This is a genomic window from Bacteroidales bacterium, from assembly GCA_035647615.1.
In the GTDB taxonomy this organism is placed as follows: domain Bacteria; phylum Bacteroidota; class Bacteroidia; order Bacteroidales; family 4484-276; genus SABY01.
On sequence record DASRND010000006.1, the window covers coordinates 37,350 to 55,320 of the forward strand.

Below are 17,971 nucleotides of genomic sequence, written 5' to 3' on the forward strand. Positions count from 1 at the left end.
AAACAGGAGGAAGTATTTTTATTAACAATCGGGTAAGGGCGGTAGATGTAAGTGGTCAGAGTTTTTGAAAGGAGAAGTTTTAGGTTAGCAGCAAAAGAGAGGTGAGCGGTGAGTTTTGAGAAAAAGTAAGTATTAATTAGTAGTTAGCAGGCATTCATTAGGCGGCTGACAGATGGTGGTTTTTTCATTTCAATATTCGATATTCTGTGGTTCGATATTTAAAAAAATGAGGATTTGGTTTTGGATTCTGAAAATCAAAAATTGTTGGATTGGAATATCACTGCCCCTCAACATCTTTCTGTAATTTTGCAAACGGTGTATCCGAATTCTTTGTTTGATGTCTAAACAAAACTAATCAATCTATTTTTGTATGAAAAAACAATTCATCCTTTTTTCGCTTTTGATGGCCAGTCTTGCTATGGCTGCTCAATCTGTTAATACTGCCAAGCTCGACTCGCTGTTTCAGCGCATCGACGAAAACGATCAGGGCATGGGCAGCATTTCTATTTTCAAGGCCGGACAGGAAGTTTATCAAAACACCATTGGCTTTGCCAATATCGAAGAAGAAGTGCCCGCCGACGCGCTTACCAAATATAGAATTGGAAGCATATCCAAAACTTTTACTGCGGTAATCATCCTGCAGCTTATCGACGAAAATCTGTTGACACTCGATACGAAGCTGAATAATTTTTTTCGCCTTCTTCCCAATGCCGATAAGATTACCATTCGTCAGTTGCTGAGCCATCGCAGTGGATTGTACAATTACACTGACAATCCAGAATATGCGCAGTGGTGCCAGGAGCCGCAAACTCGCGAGAAAATGCTGCTGCGGGTGAAAGAGGGCGGCACTGTTTTCGAGCCTGGTGAAAAGGTGGAATATTCCAACACCAACTATTTGCTACTTTCCTACATTGCCGAAGAGATTACCGGCCAGGGGTATGATGAGTTGTTGAAGAGGCGAATTGTAAAACCTTGTGGGTTGCAGAATACTTATTTCGGTGGCACTACCAACAGCGACCGCAACGAGGCTTTTTCGTATGCCCGCACTAGCCATTGGGAACAGGTTCCCGAAACCAATACTTCGGCAGCCATGGGTGCCGGCGGAGTGGTTTCTACACCCACCGATGTGAACCGGTTTTTGAATTGCCTTTTCACAGGAACACTTATTAGCGACAGCGCCCGCCGACAGATGATGGACATTCGCGATGGTTTTGGCCTGGGGTTATTTACTATTCCGTTTTATGAGCGCCAGGCTTATGGACACACTGGGGGCATTGATGGCTTTCAGTCGATAGCGGCATATTTTCCGGATGATGAGGTGGCCATAGCCTATACTGCCAATGCTGTGTCGATGTCACGGAATGATATTTTGATTGGGGCGTTGAGCATCATTTTCGACAAAGATTATCAGTTGCCTGTTTTTGCAGCAGCGATAACTTTGCCACCCGAAGAGCTTGATATTTATACCGGCATTTACAGCTCCGAAAGTTTTCCGTTAAAGATTACCATTAGTCGCGCCGATAGCACACTGATGGCCCAGGCTACCGGACAGTCGGCATTTCCGCTTAATGCTACAGGCGAGCATCAGTTTGGATTTGTTCCTGCAGGCATCGTCATCAGATTCAATCCTGAGACACACGAAATGACACTCATGCAAAGTGGAGCTACCTTTATATTGAAACGGGAGTAAAACGAATAGAATAAACCGCTAAGGCCTGGAAACGCAAAGGAAAGAGAAGAAAAACCACAGAGGTCACAAAGTTTTTTCACACAGGCCACAGAGGTTTCGCTTTCAAAAAATCTATTCGCTAAGATATCCCAACGGAATTTTCAGCCCTGAGATTCGTTTTTCGAATTCCTGATATTGCTCTATTCCTTTTAGTTTTCTTTCTGAGTCTGTTCGATCTGCAAAACAGAATCGCGCAATGTCTGACGTATCTGTTTGTATTTGTCCCAGTCGAAGCGGCGCACGAAAGCAGCCGCAGCCTTTGCTCCCCGCACAAAAAGATCAATTTTAGATTCTTCGTCCATGGCAAAGTTCAGCCAGTTGTGGTCGCCGATGTCGATTTTTTCGAGCAGCATCTTGTAGTCGGGGTTGCGCAGGATAAAATCGTAGTCGTGCAGGTGGCGTATCGAATTGAACATGGAGCTAAAAAGATTGCCGGGTCCGGTAATTTTGTTGATTGTATCGCGGTCTACGCCCAGCCTCACACCAAAGGTAGGCAGCCGTGGCACCACATTTTGTTTATGAAATATATCCATCGGGAAATTCGACAGGATGCCACCATCAACAAAAAAAGCCGTTTGTGGAGGTACGCCGTGGAAGCTGGCCAGCTCCTTCCAGTTTAGCAGTGCTTCCGGACCTCCAGGACAATCCTTGATGGCGAGCGGCCGAAAAAAGTAGGGCACCGACATGGAAGCGCGGGCAAAAATAGCCGGATTTACCTCTTGAGGCCTTTCCCAGTAAAGCGGCGCCATGCGTGGGAAATCCACTTTGCTTTCGGTTGTCAGATCGCCCGCAATAACTGCAAAGCGCGGACTTAGGCCGATAATGCTTTTATCGATACCGCTACGGATTTTGAGCGACGGCGGAACCTTTCCAAACACTCGTTCCAGATCGGCCACGGTGCTGATGCCATTGTCATGTAAAATATCGGTCATCCATTGCAGAAAGTCATCGCCGGGGTTCAACCCGATGTCTTTGCGAAGGATGCCGATCACCCGCATACCTTTTAATATCATATACATCATGCCATCGCCACGAATCAGCGCTTTGACAAAACTTTTCGCGCTATTCTCACCATCCACAAATTCCATTAGATTTTTGTTGGCCAGAATTTCAACCAGCCGTTCTGCTTTGGGTTGTGAAACGTCGCCCAGAGCGGCAAGCAACAATGCGTTGATCGAGCCGGCCGATGTCCCCGCCAGACTAAAAAATCGCAGCCCCATCTGTTCGAGTACATAGTTGTAGCCTATCAAAGCCACGCCAAGTACACCGCCGCCTTCCATCACCAGCTCTACATACTGATGACCCTTGTCGTCGACCACGTCGGAAAAAGATTTTTGTGGGATGCCTTCTTTCTTTAAGTCGTCGATGAGATGAAATACTGTCGGATGCTCGGTAAACTGTGTAATTTTCATAATGTTGAATTTTGATGTTAGTCGATCCGTTAATTATCTTTTCTGTATCAGATTACCCTGATGCCAGTTTTTCATTTCACCTATATTTTAGTTGTGAGTCGTGTAGAGTTTTAGGTTGCTAACCATTAACCTATTGAGGGCGCCATGTGTTCAAAAAAGGAAAGAAAGGCAGTTAGCAGTCTTCTGTCGGTAGAAGTACAATGAAAGAGGTTAAACAACGGCGTTTGGACAAGGCGCAGCCTCGTCCTTTCTATTTTTATAGGCTTTGCCTATTTAATTTTTAAAAACATTTTAAACAGGAAAGCAGGCACAGCCTGCAGTGATAGATGCAGCTTAGACTCAGCCAAAGCTGAACTGCATTTCTGATATTTTTGAATATCGAACAAAGGAATACTGAATAAAGCTCACCCTGAGTGTCGGATGGTGAGCGAAGTCGAACCAAGTCGAAGGGAATAATGAAATAAAAACCACTGACTGAGGGCTTCCTACTTCTTCCTCACCTCTCAGCGCTCATCTCTTTATTTCCTACCCGATTATCGCACCAATGATCGTAGCCGAAAGCAGCGAGGCCAGTGTGCCGCCAATCAGCGCTTTCATTCCGTACTTTGACAGAAACCATCGCTTGTTGGGCGCCAGTCCGCCGATGCCGCCAATCTGGATGCCGATGGAGGCAAAGTTGGCAAAGCCGCAAAGCATGTAGGTAGCCATGATCACTGACTTTTGATCGGTAAACAAACTTGCTTCTTTCATGGAGGCCAGGCTGGTGTATCCCACAAATTCGCTTGCTATCAGCTTTTCGCCTAGCAGTTGTCCGACTAGCGTGATGTCGTTAGCGCCCACTCCGATGATCCACATCAGTGGAGCGAAAGTGTAGCCCAGAATAAATTCCAGCGAAAGCTGTGTGTATTGCCCACTGGTAAGCGCGGCGATGCTTACGTTGAGGTTGGTCCAAACGCCAATCTTGAGCAGGATAAAGTTCATCATGGCGATGAAGGCAAAAAATACCAGCAGCATGGCGCCAACGTTGGCTGCCAGCTTGAGGCCTTCGGTAGTTCCGTTGGAGAGAGCGTCGAGGAAGTTTTTGCCGATTTTTTCCTGCGTCACCTCCACCTTCGTATCGATGGGTTCGGTTTGAGGCATCAAAATCTTGGACATGACGATGGCACCGGGAGCAGCCATTACCGAGGCGGTGAGCAGGTGTCGGGCATACATCAGCCGCTGTATCGGATCGTCGCCGCCCAGGAAGCTGATGTAGGCAGCCATTACGCCGCCGGCAACTGTGGCCATGCCACCAATCATCACCAGCAGCATCTCCGAGTCGTTCATTTTGGGTAGATATGCTTTGATCATCAGCGGCGATTCGGTTTGTCCCAGGAAGATATTGCCTGCTACCGAAAGGCTCTCGGCACCTGAGATGCGCAGCGCCTTGGTCATTAGCCAGGCCATCACCCACACCACTTTTTGTATTATTCCAAGATAGAAAAGCACGCTCGTCAAAGCGGAAAAGAAGATGATGGTGGGTAATATTTGCAGCGCAAAGATGTAGCCTGCCTTAGGAATGTCCATCAGATCATTAAAAAGGAAGGTGCTGCCTATTTTGGTAAAATCTAAAATCACGACAAAGATGCTGCCCACGAGGCCGAAGAAGCTTTCGATGAAAGGGATGAAGAGGATTGCCAGCGCCAGTCCTATCTGTATAAGCAATCCAATGCCCACCACGCGCCAGGATACGGCCTTGCGGTTGGTGCTGAAAAGCCACGCCAGCAATATCAGCACAATCATTCCCAGCAAACCCCGGAGTAGGGTTTTCATGGTCATGCCGCCGCCACGTTTTACAACAGAAGTCACGGCGTGCTGCTCGCGTGCATAGACGATGGTGGTGCCGTCGGTAATAAGTTGTAGCGTGTCGCCCGCAATGGCTGCAATATCATATTCTCTGCTGTCGATTTTGGGCAGGCTATCCGGAATGGTTGATGGATCGTAATTAAGGATGAGTTTTTTTTGTTGCAAGGCCCATTGCCCTGTGTATGCCGCGGTGGCTTCGGTAAATATTTGCTCAAACAATGCCGACTCGCCTTTTAGGTTAAGATGCGCTTCGCCACGCGGAATTTCCACAGGATTTCCTGAACTGTCGGTGGCTGAAATGGCTATCCAGTGCGCCGAAAGCAGCCGAAGGGCGCTGTCGTCGGGGGTGGAAGAGGGCTGTGAGAATGACGCAAAACTCATGAGCAGCGTCAGTAGGAGCAATAAAGGTTTCTTCATTTTAAAAAATAAAAATAAATACAGCTTTGAAAAAGAGCTGCAAATATCATTATTTTGATTGACCCCGGCGTTTTATTTCATCTCTGATTAAGGAAGCATTTTCGTAATCTTCTTTTTCTACAGCTTTCTGAAGCATCTCTTTGAGCTCCGGGATTGATTTTTTGTCGTGCTGCCGCTTGCCTTTGGGTTGATTGGGAAGCCACTCTTTTTCTTCTTTTTTGTTTTTCTCATCTTTAACGATGATGCCGGCTTCACTCATAATTTTTTCGGTAGTATAGATGGGGCAGTTGAAACGGATGGCCAGTGCTACGGCGTCAGAGGTGCGCGAATCGATCTCGGCCGTTTTCTTACCATTATCGCAAAAGAGCTGTGCGTAAAAAACGCCTTCAAAAAATTTGTTGATCACAACTTCCCGAACATTTATGCTGTAGGCATCGGCAACGCTTTTCAGCAGATCGTGGGTGAGCGGACGCGCCGGCTTCATTTTTTCGAGTTCTATGGCGATGGCCTGTGCTTCGAAGCCACCAATGATGATGGGTAGCCGCCGCTGTCCTTCGGTTTCGCTGAGGATCAGCGCATAGGCGCCACTTTGCGACTGGCTATACGACATTCCTAAAATCTCAAGTCTTATCTTGTCCATGGTTCAATCCACTTTTTTTATCGGATGACGAAAGTATAATTTTTTTCCGGGCAGTATGCCGGCTCCGGACAGCTTCTGCTGCTGATTGCTTATTCATCTATCAAACTTACCACGCCTGAAATTTGTTCAAATCTTCGGCTGTTGTTTGGCTTTGGAAGACTGATTTGAAAGAATCCGTTTTTTTTGAAAGGATCCATGAATTCACATGAATTAGGCGAATTAGCACGAAAAACAATTAATGATAATCCGCTTCCTTAGCGAAAAATCGCAGGCAGTTTTTATGCTAATAGATTAAAGTCTCAATTTTTTAAAACAACGAAAACTTCACGTACCGTTTCGGGTTTTGGCGGATATCTTCCAAAAGTTTGTTGAGGGTGCTGGTGGTGTTTTCCAGTTCGATGTACAGGCTGTCGTTGGTAAGCAGCTGCCCCACGGTGCCTTCACCCTTGCCCAATCGCTGTGTGATTTCATCAATGCGGGCGATGGCGTTGCGCGCATCGCGCAGCGTCTGTGGTAATTCGCTTTGCGCCAACGAATCGCTAAGGGCAGCAAAATTTGACATGACAGCATTTATATGATCATTGTTGTCTTTCAGGTTTTCGGTAATCGACTCTACGTTGATCAAAATTCTGTTGATGCGGTACTTTTCATTCATCAGAATGGTGTCGATATTGCCCGAAGCATTTTCGACATTCTGCAGGGTGTTACGAATATTTTGGATGGTTGCAGAAAGGTTGTTGCGGGTATCTTCATTAAAAATCGATTGCACCACCGCTATCACTGAGTCGACAGAGTTGATGAGCGATATGGCTTTTTTCTTGAGTGGTTCCATCTGTTCGTTTACCTGATCCAGGAGGTTTTGCTCTATTTCCGAGGTCAGCGTATCGCCACTTTGCGCCGTGCGGGGCGAATCGCCCAGCTTTATCTCGATGGCTTTGGAGCCAAGCAGGTCGGTGGAATAGATCCGTGCTATCGAGTTGGCCGGAATAGGCAAATCGTTATGAATCATCAGTTCAGCCATAATGGTCGCATTGTCGGGGTTGAGCTTCAGATTGTTTATCTTGCCGATGCTCAATCCATTAACAAGTACCTGGTTGTCGCGCTGCAATCCGTCCACACGATTGTACACCGCATACAGGTAGCGCTGTTTATCAAAAACATTGAAACCCTTCAACAGATTGATACCCCAGATCAGCAGACCCACGGCAACGATGAAGACGATACCTATTTTGAACTCTTTGGAAATTTTCAAGATGTATGATTTTTAATGGTTCACAAAATTAAATAAATTCTGTCACAGCTTTAAACCATGACGGCTCAAAAATGTTCGTCAGCACTGCATTTGATAACTTTTAAATTTTTGATATCTTTCTTTTTCAATATTCCTTTTTGTAAAAAAGTTTCGATAAGCTGCTGCGCCTCCTCAGCGGTGGAGGCGGCGCCAAAAGTACAACGATAACTTGTTCCTGATTTGAAGGCCCACAAATGTTGCATTTTGTTATAAGGTTTCTGTTCCAGTGGCTCCGTCGTGGGGCTGATGGCAAACTGCACGCGGTAGATTTCTTTTGTAATTTTTACTTTTGGTATTGTAATCGTGTCAGCGGTAACTGCTATTTGCGATGCTGGGAGAAGCGACTGCTGATAATCCATCACTGCACGGGCTATTGCGTTTGCAATGTTTTGTTGGTGGATGGTGTCGATAAGATATTTCTCTTCTGCCGGGTTACTCACAAATCCCGTTTCTATCAGTACGCCGGGCATGGCGGTGAGATATAAAACCATAAAACCGGCTTGCTTCACACCGCGGTCGTACATGTTTGCGGTGGTGCGCAACTGCTGTTGAACCATTCCGGCCAGGCTGATACTTTGCTCAAGGTTGTTGTTTTGCAAGAGATGCAGCATAATATAGTCTTCGTCGTTGTCGGGATTGAAACCTTCGTAATTTTCGGTGTAATTTTTTTCGGTGAGCAGCGCAGCATTTTCTTTTCTGGCTACTTCAAAGTTTTCCTGAGTTTTGTGTATGCCCATCACGTAGGTTTCGCTTCCAAAAGCAGTGGGTGAGGGGCCGGAGTTGCAATGTATGGATACAAAAAGGTCGGCGCTACTGCTGTTGGCCAATGCAGCACGCTGGTGCAGCGGTACAAACACATCGGTGGTGCGGGTGTAGATTACTTCCGCTCCGGGCATGAGTTTATTGATGGCAGCTCCGGTGCGCAAAGCAATGGCCAGTGTCAGCTCTTTCTCGTCGATCAGGGCGCCGGGTGCTCCCAGGTCGTGCCCGCCGTGTCCGGCATCAATTACTATTCGCTCCGCACTGCCCGCCCTTTGGCACAAACCTGATAAGCTTGCGGCCGTCATGCTGCAGATAAGAAAAAGTATTTTGAGGCGTTTCATGTTCCTTTGTTTGCTTTAGGGTCGCAAAGATAATTGTCTGTTTCGATCGCGCCATTGCGATAAGCAAATAATGAGCGCGCTGTAGCCCGCCGAAAATAGTTTATTTTGCATGTTGATTTGCTAACGAAATGCCTTTGGCTTTAGCCAGATTAAAAAATCTTGAAATATCGCCCGTTGAAATACTTTTTGTGTAAAAATGTCGCCGACAAAAGAAGGTTGCAACACCTATCAGCAAAGTTGATGCTGGTGTGGATGCTTGGCTTTTTGTCGGTTACAGCTTTTGCACAAACGCCTGCCGATCCCGACAGTCTTAACGCAAGCCATCCCGACAGTGTGCTTCTATTACGCAAAAGCGGAACGGGAAAACTTGACAGCATCTATCCATTCCGCGAAAGTGAAACAGGAAAATTCGACAGCGTGTATCCATTCCGCGAAAGCGAAACGATGAATCCCGACACAACAATGCAAGCCGACAGCCTTGTGAAAATAAAGGATCCGAAGCCTCCAAAGAAAAGTGTAGGGCTCGAAACCAACGTCAAATACAAATCGGCCGATAATATCCGCTACGATATCCGCAACAGCAAAGTATTTCTTACACAGAACGCCGAGATTGTTTATGGCGATATTTCCATCAAAGCTGCCTACATCGAGATCGACTTTAAAAGGAATCTGGTTTTTGCCAAAGGCCTGCCCGATTCAACCGGAAAAATGTTGGGAACACCGGTTTTCAGCGAGTCGGGGCAAACTTTTGAGGCGGAGGAGATGACTTATAATTTTGATACAAAAAAAGGAATTATTCACCAGGTGCGCACGCAGGATGGCGAAGGGTATCTTTACGGAAGCAGGATTAAGAAGATGCCCGACGATCGCATCAACATCGCCAAAGGATACTACACCACTTGCAATCTGCCCAATCCGCATTACGAATTTCGGTTTACCAAAGCGCAGTTGATCCCTGACAACAAGATAGTGTCGGGGCCGGCTTATATGGTGATAGAGAATGTGCCGGTGCCGCTGGTGGTGCCTTTCGGTTTGTTTCCCAATAAGTCGGGGCAGCGCTCGGGAATCATCATTCCGGGCATCGGCGAATCGGCCAACCGCGGCTTCTTTTTCGAGCGCGGCGGCTACTATTGGGGCATCAACGACTATATGGATCTTACCCTTACGGGCGATATCTACACCAACGGTAGCTGGGCGGTGCGGCCTACCTTCAGATACGCCAACAGATACCACTACGCTGGCAATTTCGATTTTAGTTATGGTGTTAATATCCAGGGCGACCGCGATTCACCTGATGCAGTTCACAAAAAAGATTTCCGCATTTTGTGGAACCATGGCCAGGATGCCAAAGCCCGACCCAACAGCCGTTTTTCGGCCAACGTAAATATTGTTTCTTCTTCTTTTAACAATTACAATCTTACCAGCTCCGAAAATTATCTGTCGAATACTTTCCAGTCGAGCATCGCGTATCAGACCAACTTTAACAACAATGTTTTTCTAACGGTCAACGCTTCGCACCAGCAGAATACCATCACCGGTGCTGTGAATATGACCCTGCCCAGCCTTAATCTAAATACCAAACAATTTTATCCCTTTCGCAAAAAAGTGATGAAAGGGAAACCTGCGTGGTACGAAAATATCTCGCTGAAATATGCCATGACCGCCGAAAACCAAATCCAAACCTACGATACATCGCTTTTTAAATCAGGATGGCTGGATGATTTCAAAATGGGGGTACGCCACAACATTCCCATCAGCAGTTCTATCAAATTGCTTCGGTACTTTACCATGACTAACTCGCTGACCTACACCGAGCGTTGGTATCCCTATGCAAAAGATTACAAATGGAATCCCGAAATGGTGATTCACAATGGTGATACTTTGAACGGGTTTTTTGAAATCGACACCACCTACGGATTTAAGGCGGCGCGGGAGTTTTCGTTCAGCTCATCGATAAGCACACGGCTTTATGGGATGTATCAGTTCAAAAAAGGTCCCGTAAGAGCCATCCGTCACGTGATGACACCAACCGCTTCGTTTAATTTACGTCCCGACTTTGGAAGCGAATTCTGGGGATATTATCAGGAAGTACAAAATGCACCCGATGGCACCATGCGGCGTTATTCGGTTTTTGAAGGGTTGCTTTACGGTGGCCCGCCCGACGGACGTTCCGGCATGGTGAGCTTCGGGTTTAACAACAATCTGGAGATGAAAGTGCGCTCGCGCAGCGACACCATTACCGGCACCAAAAAAATTGCACTCATCGACAATCTGAGCTTCAACATGTCGTACGACATCGCCCGCGACTCGCTGCAATGGTCGCCACTCACCATCCGTGGCAACACCATTCTTTTTAAAAAAATAAATGTTACGTATTCCAGTAGTTGGAGCCCTTATGCTGTGGACAGCAGTGGGCGTAGCATCAATACGTTTCAGTGGGAGATGGACAAGAAACCCTTTCGCATGAGCAGTGCAATATGGAATTTTGGATTGAATTACAGGTTTGGCTCCAGCGATTTTAAAAGAGGCAAAGCTGATCCGCAGCCTACCGGGACGCCGCTTACCGAAGATGCCGAGCTGCTCCAAAACTATTCAGAACGCGAGATACGCGAAATCGTGGATAACCCCGACAACTACATCAACTGGAACAACGCCTGGAATTTTTCCATCAATTACAATCTTAGTTTTTCTAATAATCCCATCTACATCAACTACGACCGGGAAGATAAACGCACCACCATACAAACGCTAGGCCTGTCGGGCGATGTGAGCATTACACCCAAGTGGAAAGTGAATTTTCGCACCGGCTTCGATTTCGATACCAAAAAGTTTAGCTACACGCAAATCGACTTTTACCGCGATCTGCACTGCTGGGAGATGCGCTTTAGCTGGATTCCGAGCGGATTTAGAAAGAGCTGGACGTTCGGTATCAACGTGAAAGCAGCCATCCTGCGCGACCTGAAATACGACCGCAAAAAAGATTTCCGCGACGCTTACCGATAATTCTTTCTCTACAATTTCTTACCCCGGTTGCCTTTCCCATGCCACTTATTTATATTTTTGCTTTTGTTCTCATTTAGCTGTTGCTAATATTTTTTAATAATCAATAATCATTTTAATAAATAAGAAATATGAAAAAAGTAATTCACACTTCCCAGGCTCCTAATGCTGTAGGTCCCTACAGCCAGGCCATCGAACACAACGGTCATCTTTTTATTTCCGGCCAGATTCCCATCGACCCCGCTATCGGCAAGATGATAGAAGGAGGCATAAAAGAACAAACCGAACAGGTGATGAAAAATATCGGCGCCATCCTCAAAGAGGCCGGCTACACCTTCGATCACGTGGTGAAATCGACGTGCCTGCTCAGCGACATGGACAACTTCGGCGCTATGAACGAAGTGTATGCCCGCTATTACACCAACAACCCGCCGGCACGCGCTGCCTATGGCGTGGTAAAACTCCCACTGGGTTCGCTCGTGGAAATCGAAACCATTGCAATGAAATAAAGATTTCAAAAATGTAGCCGCGTCATGACTTGTGACGCGGCTGTGTTTTTTTTGTCGGCTTAAGCCAAAACTGAAGAAAGATTCCAAAAGACAAAAAGACAAGATTCAAATAAACCGTAGCTGTTTAGGTGGTTTTAAGATTTACATTTAGTACCAGATTCTATGAGTTTAGGATTGGCCACCGCACACCCCCTGCCCCTAAAGGGGGAATTTGCCAACGCACAAGCGAAAGTGTGCGGGTGGCTTCTCCGCCAGTTGGTGGAAATGAGGGGTAAGCGCAGGCATTTTGGAAATGAAGCTTCATATCTTAAATTTGTGTTTTTGAAGACAGCATCTAAATATTTACAATAAATCTCAATGTCATGAATTTGACAACCCCGACAACCCAAAACCTTTATTTTATCATCAACTACTAAAAACATCAAACATGAAACATATTTTAAAAATATTATTACCGGCGCTGATACTGCTACAGACTACTGTGGTGCGCGCCGACGAAGGAATGTGGATACCGCTGCTGCTGAAGTCGATCAACGAAAAAGAGATGCAGCAGATGGGTTTGCGCATTTCGGCCGAAGACATTTACAGCATCAACCATTCGTCGCTCAAAGACGCCATCCTGCTCTTTGGCGGCGGCTGCACCGCTTCGATTATCTCCGACGACGGGCTTATCCTCACCAACCATCACTGTGGTTATGGTGAAATACATCACCACAGCTCTATCGAACACGATTATCTTACCGATGGCTTTTGGGCGATGAATCGCGAAGAAGAGCTGTCCAATCCGGGCCTTACCGTTACGCGTCTGGTACGAATGGAAGACGTATCGCAGCAAATGCTCAACGATCTTCCATCCGATCTTACCGAGAAGCAACGCGCCGAAGAGATTGACCGTCGTGCCAAAGCAATCACCGACGAAGCCGAAAAAGACACCCACTACGAATCAGCCGTGGAGCCGTTTTATTACGGCAACGAATATTATCTGCTGGTGTACGAAATTTTTAAAGACGTCCGCCTGGTGGGCGCTCCGCCTTCCAACATTGGTAAATTTGGAGGCGACACCGACAACTGGATGTGGCCACGTCATACCGGCGACTTTTCCCTTTTCAGGATTTACGTTAACGAAAATAACGAACCTGCCGAATACGCCAAAAGCAACGTGCCTTATCAGCCGCTCTATTCGATTCCCATTTCTGTAAAAGGTGTTAAAGAAGACGATTTCACCTTCATCTTTGGCTTCCCGGGAACTACGCAGGAGTACCTTCCTTCCGACGCTATCGAAACACTGACGCAGGTAGAAAATCCTGCCCGCATCAGTCTGCGCCGCCAGAAGCTCGACATCTACGAATCCTTTATGGTGCAGGATCCGGCCATTCGCATTCAATACGCGGTAAAGCATTCCCGTCTGTCGAATGGTTGGAAAAAGTGGATTGGCGAGAGCCGTGGCATACAGAAGCTCGACGGCATCGGACAAAGACAAAATTTTGAAGAAGGCTTTACGCGATGGGTCAACGGCTCACCGGAGCTTTCGCAGAAATATGGCGGACTGCTGCCCGCTTTTGGTGCAGCTTACGATGAGCTGGACGTCGCGCGCAAGCAAATGATCTATCTGATAGAAGCGGGACTGGGCATCGAGATTGTTCGTGCTGCACGCATGGCCACCGGGCTTGTTAGAGTTTCGGAAAATAAAGAGACCACCGAAGAAGATTTGCAGAAAGCATTGACGCGCCTGCAGGATAACGGCACGGATTTTTACAGCAATTATTACCAGCCCATCGACCGACGTGCGATGGTGACGATGCTTCAGTCATATCGAGATGCATTTCCTGCCGGTCAGCTGCCCCCCGTCTTTACAACCATCCGCGACAAATACAACAACAATATTCAGAAGTTTGCCGATGCACTTTTTGATAAATCGATATTTGCTTCAGAAAAATCTTTCAACAATTTCTTTGGTAAGTATAAACAGAAACAATATCGCAAAATAGAAAACGATCCGGCCTACCAGATGGCTACCGGGCTGATGGATTATTACCGCACCAACATCATGACCGTGATAAACCGGGAGGAGATAGCCGTGGACAGCATGATGCGTATCTATATGCGTGCACAGCGCGAATACCAGCCCGACAAGCGCTTCTACCCCGATGCCAACTCTACACTGCGTGTGGCTTATGGCAAAGTGAAACCATTTTATCCCCGCGACGGTGTTTTTTATGAATATCAGACAACCCTCGAAGGCATCATGGAGAAAGAAGATCCTGCCATTTATGACTATGTGGTGGAAGATAAACTGAAGCAGCTTTATCACGACAAAGATTATGGCCGCTATGGCATGGAGGAACAAATGCCCGTATGTTTTATTGCTACCAATCACACCACAGGCGGTAACTCTGGTAGTCCCGCACTCAATGCTGATGGCCAACTGGTCGGCGTCAATTTCGACCGCTGCTGGGAAGGTACCCTGAGCGACCTGATGTACGATCCAGACCAGTGTCGCAATATTATGATCGACGTCCGCTATTTCCTGTTTCTTGTGGACAAATTCGCCGGTGCCACACATCTGTTGGACGAGATGGTGATAGTGGAGTAACTGAAACTTATCAAAAGAAACATTTTCCGTAGCCCGGGCCTTCGGGCCTGGGAACACGGGAAATCTTAATTAAGAAAACATGCAAACACGAATCACTGATCTTTTTGGCATCCGTTACCCGATTGTTCAGGCGGGGATGATTTGGTGCTCGGGCTGGAAACTGGCTTCGGCAGTGAGTAATGCAGGCGGGTTGGGACTTCTCGGTGCCGGATCGATGCGCCCTGCAGTTTTTGAAGAGCACGTGCATAAGATGCAAAAAGCTACCGACAAGCCCTGGGGTGTCAATCTGCCACTGCTCTATCCGCAAATGGACGAGATCATCGATATTGTTTTGCGCGAAAAGGTGCGGATTGTTTTTACCTCGGCAGGTAACCCCAAAACCTACACCGGAAGATTTAAAGAGGCTGGGATTACGGTGGTGCATGTGATTGCAAATACGAAGTTTGCCGCCAAGGCCGAACAAGCCGGCGTGGATGCGTTGGTGGCCGAAGGTTTTGAAGCCGGCGGACACAACGGCATCGAAGAAACCACCACCATGACGCTCATCCCGCTGATCCGCCGTCAGACGAAGCTTCCGCTAATTGCGGCCGGCGGTATCGGAACGGGCAGACAGATGCTCGCTGCTATGGCGCTTGGTGCCGAAGGCGTGCAGGTAGGAAGCCGCTTTGCTGCCAGCACAGAGTCGTCGGCACATGAGGTTTTTAAACAGAAAATTGTTGAAGCCACCGACGGAGCTACCAAACTCTCGCTAAAAAGCATTGTTCCTGTGCGCCTTATCCGCAACAAGTTTCAGCAGCAAACCGAAGAATTTGAAAGGCGTGGCGCCAGCCCCGACGAACTGCGCGAGTTGCTGGGGCGCGGTCGTGCCCGCCTCGGCATGTTCGAAGGCGACGCCGACGAAGGCGAGCTGGAGATAGGGCAGGTGTCGGCGCTTATCGACAGCATAAAACCCGCTGCTCAGATTCTCAGCGAGATGATGGAGGAGTTTGATTCGGCAAGAGATGAATTAGTAACTCTTTGAGGAGTAAATAAGAAAAAAGGATCAATTTCCCATCTTTCAATATTTCCAAACAAACCTATTCGTACAACTTACTCCGCTGCTCTTTCAGCTTTTCATCGCTGATGTAATCATCATACTCCGTCAATTTGTCAATCATTCCTTTTGGGCCGATTTCGATCACACGGTTACAAACCGTTTGGATAAATTCGTGGTCGTGTGACGACATCAGGATGTTGCCTTTAAATTTGATGAGTGTGTTGTTAAAAGCCTGAATAGATTCGAGATCGAGGTGGTTGGTGGGTGTGTCGAGCAGCATCACGTTGGCGTTTCTAATCATCATGCGAGCAATCATGCAGCGCACCTTTTCACCACCCGAAAGCACTTTTGTATTTTTATAAATTTCTTCACCCGAGAAAAGCATCTTTCCCAAAAACCCCCTCAGGTATAAATCAGAAGTATCAGTCGAAAACTGGGCAAGCCAATCCGTAAGGCTGATATCATTTTGAAACAAATGCTCGTATTCAAGCGGGAGGTAGGCTTTAAGGATCGTTTGTCCCCATTCATAAGTGCCGCTGTAATCCTGATCATGGCCTTTCAGGATTTCAAAAAGAGCAGTCATGGCACGGGTATCCCGCGACAGGAAAACAATTTTGTCGTCTTTTTGAAGATTAAAATTTAAGTTTTTGAAAAGTAACGTGCCATTCATTATTTTGGTCAGGCCTTTCACTTCCAGAATGTTATTGCCGGGTTCGCGTTCCGGTGTAAAAATGATGCCCGGATATTTGCGCGTCGAAGGTCTTATTTCTTCAATATTCAATTTCTCGATCATCTTTTTACGGCTGGTTGTCTGTTTCGATTTTGAAGCATTGGCGCTAAATCGGGCAATAAATTCGAGCAGTTCTTTTTTGCGATCTTCGGCTTTTTTATTCTGGGTTTGCTGCTGCCGGAGTGCGAGTTGGCTCGATTCGTACCAAAAAGTGTAATTGCCCGGAAACTGCTGAACACGGCTAAAATCAATATCAACAATGTGTGTGCAGATCGAATCGAGGAAGTGTCTGTCGTGCGACACAACCAAAACCGTATTGTCGAAACCGGCAAGGTAATTTTCGAGCCAGTTTACCGTGTCGAGGTCGAGGTCGTTGGTAGGCTCATCGAGCAAAAGGTTGTCGGGCTTGCCAAACAGTGCCTGAGCCAGCAAAACTTTAACTTTTTCCTTGGCGCTCAACTCATTCATCAATTTGTAATGAAGCTCTTCCTTGATGCCAAGTCCGCTCAGCAAACTGGCCGCATCACTTTCGGCGCTCCAGCCGTCCATTTCAGCAAATTTATCTTCCAGTTGCGAAGCTCTGTTTCCGTCATCTTCAGTAAAATCGGTTTTGGCGTACAGCGCATCTTTTTCGTTCATCACCGTCCATAATTTTGAATGACCCATCAAAACTGTCGAAAGAACCGTGCAATCGTTGAATTCTGAATGGTTTTGACGTAGCACTGATAATCGCTCGCCGGGACCAAACATCACGGTTCCTTTGGCGTTTTCGATTTCACCATACAACATTTTGAGGAAGGTTGATTTGCCTGCGCCATTTGCGCCGATGATGCCGTAACAGTTGCCGGCAGTGAATTTCATATTTACGTCCTGGAACAATACGCGTTTCCCGTATTGAATGCCCAGGTCAGAAACTATAATCATTCGATTTTATGTTAGTTATGCAATATTTGGCCTTTTTTTTGAAAAACAAAATTCTCTGGTTATAGAGAAAATCAGGTTCCTGTGAAAGGATGTGTTTTATTCAGTTTCAAAATTCTCAGATCCCTAAAGTGATTCAAAGTGTAAATTTTGAGGCGGCAAAAGTAGGCTAATCTTTTTGGCCTTTTCAGGAAGATAGTCTGATACTCAAGAAAAAATATTCGACGTCAATAGGATTTTAAAACAATAAACGGAAGTTCTGCATTCTGATAAAGTTGTCGATGTCATAAATAAAGCTCCAACAAAAAACGATGAATATGAATATCGACGCCCGCAAAATAGAATTTGTACAAGAATTTTTAAAAGTGCAAAGTGAGGAAGTCATTTCCCGACTGGAAAAAATATTGAAAAAAGAACAAAAAACTTCTACAGAACAATTATTTGAACCAATGGCTCAGGAAGAATTGGATGGTCGAATCGATCAATCAGAATCTAATTTTCGGAATAGTCGATTTAAAACCAGTTCTGAGCTTTTAACCAAATATGAAAAGCAGCAATGAAAGTTATTTGATTGGAATTTGTAGGGTTTCAACATCCGTAAATTTTCGGAAGAAAGAAAATGATATTTAAGTTTATAAAGCTCGTCAGATTTGTTTCAGCCTTTCTCTGTAAACTTTTGCAAATGACGCTTTTGTGGCTGAATAGAATAAAGTGTACTTTTGCCGACCGAATATTGTGTAAATGG

12 protein-coding genes are annotated in these 17,971 nt (G+C 46.3%); 6 read left to right on the forward strand and 6 right to left on the reverse strand.

Features of this window, described 5'->3' with window-relative positions:
• Positions 1 to 370: 370 nt before the first annotated feature.
• Positions 371 to 1,690: a serine hydrolase domain-containing protein gene (locus tag VFC92_02735; GenBank protein ID HZK07093.1), complete on the forward strand. Its 1,320-nt coding sequence runs from the start codon at positions 371 to 373 to the stop codon at positions 1,688 to 1,690.
• Positions 1,691 to 1,878: 188 nt separating this feature from the next.
• Here the strand turns inward: VFC92_02735 and VFC92_02740 are convergent, their stop codons facing one another.
• The 5 genes from VFC92_02740 to VFC92_02760 form a co-directional block, all read right to left on the reverse strand.
• Positions 1,879 to 3,141, reverse strand: a complete 1,263-nt coding sequence (locus VFC92_02740) for a patatin-like phospholipase family protein (protein HZK07094.1) — start codon at positions 3,139 to 3,141, stop codon at positions 1,879 to 1,881.
• 525 nt (positions 3,142 to 3,666) lie between these two features.
• Entirely contained in the window at positions 3,667 to 5,403 is a 1,737-nt protein-coding gene (locus VFC92_02745; protein ID HZK07095.1) for a nucleoside transporter C-terminal domain-containing protein, read from the reverse strand.
• 49 nt (positions 5,404 to 5,452) lie between these two features.
• Complete coding sequence (locus tag VFC92_02750) at positions 5,453 to 6,043, reverse strand: bifunctional nuclease domain-containing protein (GenBank protein HZK07096.1); 591 nt, start codon at positions 6,041 to 6,043, stop codon at positions 5,453 to 5,455.
• 307 nt (positions 6,044 to 6,350) lie between these two features.
• Positions 6,351 to 7,295 (reverse strand): MlaD family protein, encoded by a 945-nt coding sequence (locus tag VFC92_02755; GenBank protein ID HZK07097.1) that lies wholly within the window; start codon positions 7,293 to 7,295, stop codon positions 6,351 to 6,353.
• A 65-nt stretch (positions 7,296 to 7,360) separates the two neighbouring features.
• Positions 7,361 to 8,437: an N-acetylmuramoyl-L-alanine amidase gene (locus VFC92_02760; protein HZK07098.1), complete on the reverse strand. Its 1,077-nt coding sequence runs from the start codon at positions 8,435 to 8,437 to the stop codon at positions 7,361 to 7,363.
• Positions 8,438 to 8,611: 174 nt separating this feature from the next.
• On the opposite strand from VFC92_02760, the gene VFC92_02765 reads away from it, so the two are divergent.
• From VFC92_02765 to VFC92_02780, 4 genes are all read left to right on the forward strand, one after another.
• The gene (locus VFC92_02765; GenBank protein ID HZK07099.1) at positions 8,612 to 11,440 is read left to right on the forward strand and encodes a putative LPS assembly protein LptD; all 2,829 of its coding nucleotides are present in this window, start codon (positions 8,612 to 8,614) and stop codon (positions 11,438 to 11,440) included.
• Positions 11,441 to 11,568: 128 nt separating this feature from the next.
• Positions 11,569 to 11,946, forward strand: a complete 378-nt coding sequence (locus VFC92_02770) for a RidA family protein (protein ID HZK07100.1) — start codon at positions 11,569 to 11,571, stop codon at positions 11,944 to 11,946.
• A gap of 427 nt (positions 11,947 to 12,373) precedes the next feature.
• Positions 12,374 to 14,539: a S46 family peptidase gene (locus tag VFC92_02775; protein HZK07101.1), complete on the forward strand. Its 2,166-nt coding sequence runs from the start codon at positions 12,374 to 12,376 to the stop codon at positions 14,537 to 14,539.
• A gap of 79 nt (positions 14,540 to 14,618) precedes the next feature.
• Positions 14,619 to 15,560, forward strand: coding sequence for a nitronate monooxygenase family protein (locus VFC92_02780; protein HZK07102.1), 942 nt, complete (start codon positions 14,619 to 14,621; stop codon positions 15,558 to 15,560).
• A 55-nt stretch (positions 15,561 to 15,615) separates the two neighbouring features.
• Here the strand turns inward: VFC92_02780 and VFC92_02785 are convergent, their stop codons facing one another.
• Positions 15,616 to 17,229 (reverse strand): ATP-binding cassette domain-containing protein, encoded by a 1,614-nt coding sequence (locus VFC92_02785; protein ID HZK07103.1) that lies wholly within the window; start codon positions 17,227 to 17,229, stop codon positions 15,616 to 15,618.
• A 314-nt stretch (positions 17,230 to 17,543) separates the two neighbouring features.
• Here VFC92_02785 and VFC92_02790 point away from each other — a divergent pair, with 314 nt between their 5' ends.
• Positions 17,544 to 17,786, forward strand: a complete 243-nt coding sequence (locus tag VFC92_02790; protein ID HZK07104.1) for a hypothetical protein — start codon at positions 17,544 to 17,546, stop codon at positions 17,784 to 17,786.
• Positions 17,787 to 17,971: the final 185 nt, after the last annotated feature.